This is a genomic window from Falsigemmobacter intermedius (genome assembly GCF_004054105.1).
GTDB classification, from domain to species: Bacteria; Pseudomonadota; Alphaproteobacteria; order Rhodobacterales; family Rhodobacteraceae; genus Wagnerdoeblera; species Wagnerdoeblera intermedia.
This window is the reverse complement of the sequence record NZ_SBLC01000056.1, coordinates 1-11,985: the sequence shown is the minus strand read 5'-3', so window position 1 is coordinate 11,985 and position 11,985 is coordinate 1. Positions and strand designations below refer to the sequence as shown.

Genomic DNA, 11,985 nt, shown 5'->3' with positions numbered 1-11,985 from the left:
TTTTCGAGACTGTGCAGGGCGGGCCTGTCTGTGCAGGCCGCGTCAGGCTGCTGGCAAATATATGTTTATATATTTATATGGGTATATATGTATATATTCCACAACGCTGGCGGTTGACCTGCACACGCCTGAGTCGCTATTGTGCTTATGAGTGCATGCCACAGTGCAGTTTTTAACTTTGGCGCAACCTTCGCCGGCTACATTGAGGTCATGGAGTAAAGACTTATGACGAATGAAATTACCTCGATGCCTGCTGTAGAGCCTGAACTGATGGACGCTGCTGCAGAAGATTATGTTGACGAGAACGCTTACAGCGAGGCCGACATGTCGGAGCCCGGGACTGACTACGTCGAAGCGCACTTCTCTGAGATGATGCCTGCCGCCCCTTCGACCGAAAAGAAGCCCAGGGGCCGACCACGAAAATCTGTCGCCGCTGAAATCAATGTTGATTACTCCGGGTTGAATTTTGCGGAACGTGTTGAATTATTTGAGAAACTCAGAGTCGAGGCTGAAGCTGCCTTTCTCGAAAGGTTCGCCGGCTGGTCTTTTACCGGCTCAGAACACGACAAAATCATGGGTGTCAAACCCCACGATGTGCCGTTTGTCCAACTCCAGATCGACAAGCATATCGCGACCTCCCCGGATTATTTTGGCGAGCACATGATCGTCAAAGAGCAAGGGAACGTTGAGGTTCGCAAGTGGTCGGTCGAGAAAAAGAACGGGGTCGAGATCCCATTCACGCGTTACCTCAGCATCGAACCCGGCAAGCAGGACCTCAGTCTATTCTTCGCCAGCAAGCTCGTTTGGTGGCCCACCAAAGCCGATAAAGGGGTCAAGTGGGAGCTGAGAAACCCTTACGACATCTGGAAATCCTCTCGCTTCCGCCGCAGCTACAGCGGTCTCGTCTATGCCCCGCACCGCTTCGGAGACGAGCCGCAACCAGTCCTAGATGGCCAACTCAACCTGTTTCAAGGCTGGCCCGTGAAGCCGTACGAGGGGGCGGATTTTCACGACAAATGTCACTTGATTACTCAGCACATCTTGAATGTCATTTGCGGCGGCGACCTAAAGTTTTATGAGTGGATTTTGACCTGGATGGCCCACAAGGTCCAATATCCGGGCAAAAAAATTGGCACCGCGATTGTAATGCGGTCAGACCAAGGAACAGGTAAAGGCACCATCATTAATAATGTCTTTGGCTCTCTTTTCGGCAATCATTTCAAGCATGTAACGAATATTCAATCCGTTATTTCACGCTTTAATGCGGGCTTTGAAGACGCCAGCATCATCTTTATGGACGAAGCGTATTGGGGCAAAGATAAGAACGCGGCAAGCATGATGAAGACTCTTATCACTGAAGAGTCAATTCGCGTTGAAGAGAAGTACAAGCGCGCAGTCTGGCGCACAATGGTTGCTGATTTCTTTATCGCGACGAATAACGATATTGCAGCAATTCTCGATCCGAGCGACCGCAGATACACAATCTGTGAATTGAATATGGATATTCACGGCGAAGAACGCGTTGAATATTTCAAAGCCCTGCATTCCGAGATTCGGAATGGTGGGCGGGAAGCTTTCTTTAAATATCTGCTTGAGTGGAATATCGATAGCGCGACAGTAAACATCGAAAAGCCTTACGAAACTGAAGCGCGGCTTGAGCAAAAAATTCTGTCGCTGCCGCCGGTGGCTGAATGGTGGTATCGCGCATTGCGCGACGAATTCCTGCCGACCCAGAATAACGGCGCATTAGATTGGGCTGAATGGGGAGAGAAGTACTTGCCAAATGCTTTCTTCGAGCACTCTTATCGCTGTCACGAATTGGCCGCAAATGTGCGCTATTCTGAATCGGAAGCATCGATGCTGAAGACTCTTAAAGAGATGTGCCCGAGCCTCTTTGACAATCGTTTAGACAATCCAAAGACTTTCTCTGAAACCATCTTCTTTAGTATCGGCCCGAAGCGGCAGCGCGGTATGATGTTACCCATGCTCTTCACCGCGCGCGCGGAATTCGAGCGTTACCTCAAGATCGAAAAAGGCCAGCGCATCGACTGGCGAAGCCAAGAGCCACGCATCATTTCTGAAGATCGCGCGATCATCGAAGAAGCGGCGGAAGATGATGATAAAGGTGTTAAGATCAACGGAGTCGGCTTCTTAGCTGATCTAATGCGAAAGCCAGTCCGGAAAGTCGCCGAGAACGAGGTGCCGTTCTGACCAACAAAAAGGCCCCCGATCTGGGGGCCTTTTGCGTTAGGGACCATACTGCTTTGTATAGCTGGCGTAACCTTCTAAGAGCACATCGCGCAGGCTCTTCTTGTGTCTTGTGCACCACTCGCGGATCTCTTGCCGCTTGTGTTCCTCCAATTGAATATAGAGTCCGACAACTTTTTTGGGCAAGTCAGCGTCTGTGATGGTGATCGATGCCGGAACCTCCGGAGCTGCCGCTTGCGGCTTCGCAGTTGCGGTATCAAACGTCATAAGAGAGAAGTCAGCGCGTTTCTTAGCCATGTTCGACAGCTCCATCTTTCTCTTTAGCGGCCGCGACAGACCGCTCGAAAATCCAGTCCCAGACCGCGCGGATTTCGGCCGCGGCAACGCTGGTCGGCGCAAATTCAGTCACAGCTTTCGCGAAAAAAACTGACTCAACGAAGTCAGTTCGGTTGCCGATCGTGTGCGGACAGAGTTCTCCGTTTCCGAATTCCGCACACATGCGTGCCACGAGCTCTTTAGCGGACTTCAGCGAGCGGCTGTTCTGACGAACCATCGTTAAAACGATGCCGTAAGGCTTACCATACTCCCGCACGAGCTTCAGCGTTTCGTGCAAAACTTCGAGGTCATCGGGGGTCGGCTTACACGGAAGCACAACGAAATCAGCAGCTTGCACCGCAAAACGGATGGTTCGCTGGTCGTCGTGCTCAGGCGGCGTATCTATAATCAGATGATCGATCTCAGCATGGGCTGAGTCGACGATCTCAAGCGCTTCTTTCGCGCGAGTGAACGTTGTGCGGATCGCAGACGGGACAAAGTCCCCATTCTGTTGCCGCCGCTCAAGCCAGCGCAAGGTTGTGCCCTGGGGGTCGAGATCAAGGAGCGCCGTGCGCGGCATGATGACAGAGCCGTGTCGGCTCAATGTACTCTTACCGCTTCCGCCCTTTTGCATCGCTACAGTCGTCTTGATCACGCGCGTCATCCTTTGGAACTCCTGTAACTATATGCGAACAAGGTTAATGGCGGGTATATACATATATAAGTATATAAGCATATACCGGACCGGTCGAGGAAATTCCTGAGCGATCATTACTTTTTCAACATCGCAACATATATCCATAGAGCTTATGGAGTTGACTGGTTTTGAAAAAGAGATTGCCGGAAGATCTACTCTTCTTGAAAAAGCATCCCGGCGCACTGGCTTGAAACTCAGATGGTTCCGAAGATGGCGGCCATTCTGCGGTTCTATTACAACTACATGCTGGCCCTGCCAGAAAATGACCATCAAACTCCCGCGATGCGGCTGGGTCTCGCAAAGGGCAAGATCTATGCGCGTGATCTGATCGGCTACGCGTGAAAGGAACTGGCGCCGCCGGCTCCCCCATCAATCTTTGCGAAATCAGTGCGTTCTCCCGCTCTGGAAGTTTGCCAAGGCAGATACTTTGATGTCGTATACCACAAGACAGCCAGCCCGAGGACAGGCATGAACATCGAGAAAACACTCTTCGCCGCCGCAGACAAAATGCGCGGAGCGATGGACTCCGGCGAATACAAACACTTGGCCCTCGGCCTCCTGTTCTTGCGCTATGTCTCTGTGGCTTTTCACCGGCTGCACGATAAGCTGGCCACCGATCCACTCTCCAATCCCGAAGATCGTGACGAATATCTGGCCGAGAATGTCTTTTGGGTCCCCGAAAGCGCCCGCTGGCCGCACATCGCCAAGAACTCCAAGAACCCCGGCATCGGCGTGATGATCGACGATGCAATGCGCGCGATCGAGGCGGAGAATCCCTCACTCAAAGGCGCGCTGCCGAAGGTCTTTGGCAAGGAATCCCTCGACAAAGCAATGCTGACGGGCCTGATCGAACTGTTCACAAACGGTATCAAGCTTGACGGGACCGCGCACGATTTCGACCTGATCGGCCGGATCTATGAATACTGCATCGGCGAGTTCGCAAGTAGCGAGGGCAAGCGCGGGGGCGAGTTCTACACCCCCAAATCTGTGGTCGATACGCTGATCGAGATGTTGGAACCGACCAAGGGGCGGGTCTATGATCCATGCTGCGGCACCGGCGGCTTTTTCGTCCAATCCGAGAAGTTCATTGACGCCCACCAAGGGCAGAAAAACGACATCGCGATCTACGGGCAAGAACGAAACCACACGACTTTCGGGCTTGCGCGCATGAACCTCGCAATCCGAGGAATCTTTGCCGATATCCGCTGGAACTCGGAAGGCACGCTTCTGAAAGACGCATTCCCGGATGAGCGGTTCGATTACATCCTGGCAAACCCGCCCTTCAACATCTCGGACTGGTCTGGCGACCTGCTGCGTGAAGATGCACGGTGGAAGTTCGGCGCACCGCCCGTTGGCAATGCTAACTTTGCCTGGTTGCAGCACATCCATGCACACTTGACGGCAAAGGGCATCGCCGGGGTGGTGCTTGCCAATGGCTCGATGTCCTCGATGTCGGGCGGTGAAGGCGATATTCGCCGTGCGATGGTTCAGGGCGACGCAGTCGACTGCATGGTCGCCCTGCCGGGCCAGTTATTCTATGGCACCCAGATCCCAGCCTGCCTTTGGATCCTTGCCAAGGACAAGTCTAATGGCATCGCGAAGGATGCCACGCTGCGCGATCGCCGTGGCGAGGTGTTGTTCATCGATGCCCGCAAGATGGGCGCGCTGGTGCCGGGCAGCCGCAAGCAGAAGGAACTGTCGCCTGAGGAAGTCGCCCGCATCGCCCGCGCCTATCACGCGTGGCGTGGGGAACCGGATGCAGGGGAATATGCAGACGAGCCGGGCTTCTGTAAAGCAGCGACCTTGGCCGAGATCGAAAAGTACAATTTCGTCCTGACCCCCGGCCGCTATGTAGGCGCGGGTGCTACTGACGAAGATGGCGAGCCCTTCGAGGAAAAATTCGATCGCCTTATGGGCACTCTCAGCATCCAGTTCGCCGAGGGGCGGCGGCTGGAAGGGGAAATCGAAGCGCGGTTAGGGATGTTGAGATGAGTGCCAGCCTTTTTACGCTTCATGCTGACTGGTCTATAAAGTCGCTGGGCGAAATCTGTTCAGGTGGCGATGCGTCGATCCAGACTGGTCCTTTTGGTAGTGCTCTTCATGCGTCAGACTACGTTCTTGACGGCACTCCCTGTGTCATGCCTCAAGATATTAGGGACGGAAAAATATCCACCGATAACATCGCCCGAGTATCGACCGAGGATCATGACCGCCTGAAAGGATTTCAGCTTAGGGTCGGCGACATTGTTTACCCGAGACGCGGAGACATAGTTAAGCGGGCGCTTGTCGGCGAGCGTGAGGCGGGTTGGCTATGTGGGACTGGATGCCTGCGCCTCCGACCTAACCCAGCAAAGGCGGAATCTGCCTATTTGAGCTATTACCTCGCACATCCTGATGTCTGCGACTGGATCGAAAGTAATGCCGTCGGTGCAACGATGCCGCACCTGAACACTGGCCTTGCCGGTTCGATCCCAGTCGTTACACCGCCCCTTGCAGAACAACACCAAATCGCGGCGATCCTTGGGGCGCTAGATGATAAGATCGAGTTGAACCGCAAGACGGCGGCGACTCTGGAAGAGATGGCGCGGGCGATATATCGGTCGTGGTTTGTCGATTTCGACCCCGTACGCGCCAAAGCCGAGGGGCGCGTGCCTGCGCATATGGACGCGGCGACAGCGGATTTGTTTCCCGATAGCTTCGGGGATGATGGGTTGCCGTTGGGCTGGGCTAATACGGAAGTCGCTCAACTATGCTCCATCAAGGGAGGAAAACAGCTTGAAAAAGAACTGTTTTCCGAAAGTGGCGCTTACCCGGTTTTTGGTGGCGCCGGGCAGATGGGGCTGAGCGATCGTTATAATGCCGACGGATATGTGATAACGGTTGGCAGGGTGGGCGCTTATTGTGGCGTTTTCGTCCCGCATCGGGGGAAGGCTTGGGTAAACAACAACGCATCACACATCATTCCCAAAGAATCTATTCCGCCCGAATTTTTGCTACTTGCTTTACAGGCGCTTGATCTATCGGCGATCAAGAAAGGAGCTGCACAGCCCTTTATCTCCAACGGCGATCTTGGACGACTCACTATCCTCTTGGCGTCGGCTGATGTGCTGTCGGCTTTCAATAGTGAGGTGAAGCCAATGTTTGAGCGCAGAGAAGCGCTGCTGTGCGAGAACCAAACCCTCGCCAACCTTAGGGATACGCTTCTGCCTCGCCTGATGTCAGGTGAGTTGCGCGTCGGCGCGGCGAAGGAACTGATTTAGGGGGTCGCTTAACGCGGCTTATCTCTCCCACATTTAGCGCAATCTAACCATTTCATTATTGAGCGTCAGATGGCATTCCTGAGTGAAGCAGACCTTGAAGACTTCCTGATGGAAGAGTTGGCCGATCTTGGCTGCACACTCATGCACGGTGCTGAAACCGCGCCCGACATTGCCAATCCACTCCGTGCCTCATACCACGACGCCATTTTGGAACCGGTTTTGCTGGACAGCCTGCGCCGGATCAATCCCGGCCTGCCCGAGCACGCCCTGGTGGAAGCGTCGAAGAAGGTTATCGATGTGGTCTTCACGGGAGACATCATTCAGGAAAATCGCCGCATTCATCGCCTGCTTGTCGATGGCATCAAGACCACATTCATGGACGGCCACGAAGAGCGTAATGCCGTCGTGAAGCTCGTTGATTGGTCGGATAAGGCGAATGACTGGCGCGCAGTCAATCAATACGACATCGTCGGAAAAACTCCGCGCATCCCAGATGTGGTGATCTTGCTGAACGGTCTGCCCTTAGTAGTGATCGAGCTGAAGGGTACCCAAGGTAAAGACATCGGGGCGGCCTTCAACCAGATCGAGACCTACAAATCCCACATTCCCGACCTGTTCCGGACCACTCTACTGAACGTCATCAGTGACGGACATGTCGCGCGCTATGGCTCGCTCTCGGCCAATCTGGACCGTTACATGGCCTGGCGCACGGTCGATGGGGAAAACCTCATCCCGAACGGTTCGGACCTCGCCTTGGAAACGCTGGCGCGTGGTCTTCTCAGTCGCGAGACGCTGCTCGATCTGCTGCGCTGGTTCGTCGTCTTCGAGGACGAAGGGCGCGGGCCGATCAAAAAGGTCGCAGGTTATCATCAGGTCTTTGCGGTCAGAAAGGCCGTGGAGGCCATCGGGGCGGCCCGTGGGCGCGATGGCAAGGCCGGGGTGATCTGGCACACGCAAGGCTCTGGCAAGTCGCTGCTGATGACCTTCCTTGCGGGGCGGGTGATGCATCATCCGGATCTGGAAAACCCGACTCTTCTGGTCCTGACGGACCGGAACGATCTGGACAACCAGCTCTTCGCCACCTTCGGTCGCTGCAAGGACATTCTTGGTGAAGATCCCGTGCAGGCCGAAAGCATGGCGGATGTGAAGGCGCTGCTCGATCGGGAAGTCGGTGGGGTGATCTTCTCGACGATTCAGAAGTTCCGCCCCGATGACAACGGGGTTTTCCCCGAAATCACCAATCGGTCGAATGTGATCGTGATGGTCGATGAGGCGCACCGGACCCAATACGGGTTTGATGCCAAGCTGACGAAGACAGGGGATGTGCGCTACGGTCTGGCCTATCAATTGCGCCAGGCCCTGCCGAATGCGATCTATGTTGCCTTCACCGGGACGCCTGTGGAGCTTGTTGGGGCCAATACCCGCAGCGTGTTCGGCGAATACATCGATATCTATGACATCGCCCAGGCAGTTCAGGACGGCGCCACTGTGCCGATCTACTACGAGGCCCGTGTCGCCAGGATTGAACTGGACGGCGACACCGCAAGCCATCTCGACGAAGAGTTCGAAGAGGCAACGGACGGACTGGATGACAGCGAGGCCAGTGCAATCGCCCGAAAGTGGTCTCAGGTTGAAGCGCTCGTCGGTGCTGACACGCGGCTTGATGCTGTCGTGACCGACATCCTGAAACACTTCGATGCTCGTCTTGAAGCAATAGACGGCAAGGCGATGATCGTCTGTATGAGCCGCGAGATTTGCGCCAAAGTCTACGACCGTATCGTCGCGGCGCGCCCCGACTGGCACGGCGACACTGACGACACCGGCGCGGTGAAAGTCGTGATGACAGGAAGCGCGACGGACCCGAAGCATATGCAACCGCATATCCGGTCTAAATCGCGGCAGGAGGCCATCCGGAACCGCTACAAGGACCCGATCGATCCTCTGAAACTGGTGATCGTGCGGGATATGTGGCTCACCGGTTTCGATGCGCCCTGCATGCACACGCTCTATGTCGACAAGCCAATGAAAGGCCACGGCCTGATGCAGGCCATCGCCCGGGTAAATCGCGTATTCAAGGGCAAGCCTGCTGGCCTTGTTGTGGATTACATCGGCATAGCGGCCGACCTGAAAGCCGCGCTTGCGCATTATTCCCAATCCGACCAAGCGGAAACAGGCATCAGTGAAGCGGATGCGGTCGCCGCATTTTTGGACGCACTCGATGTGAGCCGCCAGCAGTTGTTCGGCTTCAACTACATGCCAGCCTTAGGCGGCAGTCCGAAGGATCGCCTGAAAACACTGCCTGCGGCCATCGACTTCATCCTTGGCAAAGAAAACGCTGGCGCAACCGAAACGATAAAAAGGTTCAGCAATGCCGTGGCGTCGCTGGTAAAATCCTTCAAACTCGCCTCGGGCAGCCCGCAGGCGACGGAGCACACTGTCGAAGTCGCGTTCTTTGTGGCTGTTCGGACCGGCATCGAGAAGCTGGAAGCCAGCAGCGGCGGCAAAACCACAGGAAGTTCCGACTTTGCCATCCAGCAACTTGTTAACAGTGCTGTCGCCTCTACCGAGGTTATCGACATTCTCGAAGCCTGCGGCTTCGACCGCCCGGATATCAGCATTCTGTCCGAAGAGTTCATGATCGAACTCCGGAACATGAAGCACAAGAATCTCGCGGTCGAGGCGCTCAAAAAGCTGTTGAACGGGGAAATTTCGGCCCGGACACGCAGCAATGTCGTGAAGAAGGAAGAGTTCTCGATCAGGCTCGAAGAGGCCATCGCGCGGTATCACAACCGCAGTGTCGATGCCCTTCAAGTGATCCAGGAACTCATTCAGATCGCCAAGGAGCTGCGTGATACGCCGAGTGATGGTCTAACCGCCGAAGAGCGTGCCTTCTATGATGCGCTCGCACAGAACGACAGCGCGGTCGAGGTCATGTCGAATAGCGAACTGCAAGTCATCGCGACGGAACTGGTCCTAGCGGTGCGAGGCAATGCGGGCACGGACTGGTGGAAGCGCGAGAATGTCAGGGCCAGGATGCGGATCTCCGTGAAGAAGATCCTTCAAAAGCACGGCTACCCACCGGACCTGACCACAGAAGCAGTGAAGACCGTGCTGAAACAGGCTGAGGCCCTTGCCACCGAAATGAGTCGGGCCGCCTGATCCTGTTTATTTGATCGAGATCTTCTGGCCGAGCGTGGGTTAATTCTCATTCATCCCGCGCCGCGCAGGATGGCTTTCCAACGTGTGTGGCTGCGTCCGAAGGCGCAGCCACATTGAGATGAAACTGACATCACTCGCGCAAAACGATATCAACATTTATCGCATGGGCTGGCCCAAAAGGGGGCTTTACTTTATTACGGTTTGGGTGGGTTATTGCCCCCATCATCATTATTGTTCTTCTGCGCTGGATTACTGAATTGCGCAAAGAACTTCTTATCGTCATCAGCCAGCCCCTTCTCTTTTCTGAACTTAATAACTTCCCCGAGAGGGCTATTGAGAAGTTTAACGGCCCCGGCGAGCTTCTTTTGAAGCTCTTCGAATTTTTTGGTCAGTGATTTAAGCTGATCGTCAAAGAATTCTTTCATTGTCTTGATCGCGTCTTTATGCGCTTTTTCTGTAGCTGCAGCAGCAGCTTCAAGAGCACCAATTTTTGCGTCTCTCTCAGAAACAACCTTACGCAACTCAGCGATTTCAAGGTCTTTCGCGCGCTCGATTTCAGCAGATTTTTCAGCCTCTGCTTTCAGTTTTTCAGAGAGATCGCGGCACTCAGCGGCAAGCGCTTCGTTGTCCGACTTTGCGCTTTCAAGTGTGGCAGCAGTCGCATCGAGCTCGCCTTTAAGTTCTTCTGAGTGCTCTTTCTCGACAGCGAGTTGATCTTCGATTTCCCCGATTTTTGCATTCGCAGCATACAGTTGCTTCTCTGTGGCGCCGAGTTTTTGATCAGTCTCTGCGAGTTCTTCGCGTGCGACGACTTCAGCTCTTTCCGCTTCTGCAGCTTTAAATTCCGCTTCTTTACGAGCCAGATCTGCCGCTTGTGCGGCAGCTAAGGCTTCTTCTGCGATAGCCTCAGCCTCGGCTTTCGCGACTTCGGCTGCCGCTACCGCAGCTTCCATTTCTTCGACTCTCTGCAGACCAGCAATCGCGTTAGCGAGGACTTCTTTCCGCTTCTTTGCCGCTTCTGCCGCCGCTTCCAGCCGCTCAATCTCTTTCGACTCGAACTCCGCTGCGCGGCGGATCGTCTCGATGTCCGGCGTAATCGAACGAGCCTGGACGAGCACTGAAGATGCTGGCGGCGCAAGGGGGCGCTGGCGTTGCTCCGCAAGAGCGCTGTCGCGCGGCGTGATCGCGGACGATGCGCGGTTTACTTGACTGATCTCAGTGCCATCAATTCTGAACTGCGAAAGACCTGCGGCGTCGAATGCCGCGTTCAGATTTTCGATACTCGTCCGAAGCTCAGAAGTTCGAGACTGGTCGATTGAAGGTAAGACCGTGATGCTGTTGCCTTCATCTTTCTTGATCGGAAAACGGCCGACCAGCACTTGCACGTGATAGTTGTCGCTATTCGTGTGCCATGGCGTTGCGATGAGCTGACGCCGCGCTTCAGCATCGCGCGGAGCACGAGAGAGACTGTCGATGATGACGCTCCGGACAGCGTCCATGATCTCCGGGGACTCCGCGAGCATCGCTGACTGATCAGGAGAAAAAGCAACGAGCATGTGATCCCACTCTAGCGCTTCGCCGCCTTTGTCGCGGATTTTTGAACTCACAAGTCCTTCATCGCGCATGCGCAGGATGCTCGGTTTTTCCCATCTTTCAACACGATCTGCGATCAGCGGGTGTTCGAATGCGGAAGATCCCGGCGCGATGCCGCCAATTTCGATCTCTTCTTCTGACGCCGGGTCAAGGTAAGTCAGATCGTCGCCGAAAAAGCTGTTGCGACCTGCGGTCATCCGCGCTTCGCGCCCGGTCAGATCTTTGTTTTCGAGTTTCAAAATTGCCATGTTGCCCCTCCCCATTGGCTTAGCTCTTAGCACTTAGCCTTAAAATAGCATAGGACAACGGCTAAAGGGTTAAAAACTTCTAAACGTTTTCGCTTTTTTCTTCAGCGGCGCGGATCAGATCGGCTTGCGCGGGCGTCTCATGCGCAGCGTAAAAACAGAGCCGCCCGTAGCTTTCTTTGACTTGCATGACGACCGGAGGCGGCTCAGGGATGGCGGAGAGATCGGCGCACAGGCGATCAACGAGCGCGAACCAGGCGTCAGGCACTTCGAGAACAAGCTCACTAGGCAGGATGTTCGGATAAGCTCTCTGGAGCGCTTCCTGCTTTTCTAATCTCATCAGCATATGTGAACCCCTTACAATATGGCCACATCATAGATCGAGCCTGGGTCAACCGCCAGCATTCTAGAATATATACATATATATCCATATACCCATATAAATATATATTTGCCAGCAGCCTGACGCGGCCTGCACAGACAGGCCCGCCCTGCACAGTCTCGAAAA

Annotated in this window: 9 protein-coding genes; 5 read left to right on the top strand and 4 right to left on the bottom strand. The window is 54.7% G+C overall.

What is annotated here, in order from left to right:
• Positions 1-225: 225 nt before the first annotated feature.
• Positions 226-2,211 (top strand): primase-helicase family protein, encoded by a 1,986-nt coding sequence (locus tag EP867_RS17840; protein ID WP_128490819.1) that lies wholly within the window; start codon positions 226-228, stop codon positions 2,209-2,211.
• A 36-nt stretch (positions 2,212-2,247) separates the two neighbouring features.
• Here EP867_RS17840 and EP867_RS17835 read toward each other — a convergent pair whose 3' ends face one another.
• Together EP867_RS17835 and EP867_RS17830 are read right to left on the bottom strand one after the other, a co-directional pair.
• A complete protein-coding gene (locus tag EP867_RS17835; RefSeq protein ID WP_128490818.1) occupies positions 2,248-2,505 on the bottom strand; it encodes a hypothetical protein in 258 nt (85 codons plus the stop codon).
• Entirely contained in the window at positions 2,498-3,187 is a 690-nt protein-coding gene (locus EP867_RS17830; RefSeq protein WP_128490817.1) for a ParA family protein, read from the bottom strand. The genes EP867_RS17835 and EP867_RS17830 overlap by 8 nt, the downstream gene beginning before the upstream one ends.
• Positions 3,188-3,418: 231 nt before the next feature.
• Here EP867_RS17830 and EP867_RS19925 point away from each other — a divergent pair, with 231 nt between their 5' ends.
• From EP867_RS19925 to EP867_RS17815, 4 genes are all read left to right on the top strand, one after another.
• Positions 3,419-3,562 (top strand): hypothetical protein, encoded by a 144-nt coding sequence (locus tag EP867_RS19925; RefSeq protein ID WP_164888936.1) that lies wholly within the window; start codon positions 3,419-3,421, stop codon positions 3,560-3,562.
• 126 nt (positions 3,563-3,688) lie between these two features.
• Positions 3,689-5,212: a type I restriction-modification system subunit M gene (locus EP867_RS17825; protein WP_128490816.1), complete on the top strand. Its 1,524-nt coding sequence runs from the start codon at positions 3,689-3,691 to the stop codon at positions 5,210-5,212.
• Positions 5,209-6,480 (top strand): restriction endonuclease subunit S, encoded by a 1,272-nt coding sequence (locus EP867_RS17820; RefSeq protein WP_128490815.1) that lies wholly within the window; start codon positions 5,209-5,211, stop codon positions 6,478-6,480. Before EP867_RS17825 ends, EP867_RS17820 begins: the two co-directional genes overlap by 4 nt.
• A gap of 69 nt (positions 6,481-6,549) precedes the next feature.
• Positions 6,550-9,639, top strand: a complete 3,090-nt coding sequence (locus tag EP867_RS17815) for a type I restriction endonuclease subunit R (RefSeq protein ID WP_128490814.1) — start codon at positions 6,550-6,552, stop codon at positions 9,637-9,639.
• A gap of 194 nt (positions 9,640-9,833) precedes the next feature.
• On the opposite strand, the gene EP867_RS17810 is transcribed toward EP867_RS17815, so the two are convergent.
• Positions 9,834-11,480, bottom strand: a complete 1,647-nt coding sequence (locus tag EP867_RS17810) for a hypothetical protein (RefSeq protein WP_128490813.1) — start codon at positions 11,478-11,480, stop codon at positions 9,834-9,836.
• A gap of 79 nt (positions 11,481-11,559) precedes the next feature.
• Positions 11,560-11,823: a hypothetical protein gene (locus EP867_RS17805; RefSeq protein ID WP_128490812.1), complete on the bottom strand. Its 264-nt coding sequence runs from the start codon at positions 11,821-11,823 to the stop codon at positions 11,560-11,562.
• Positions 11,824-11,985: the final 162 nt, after the last annotated feature.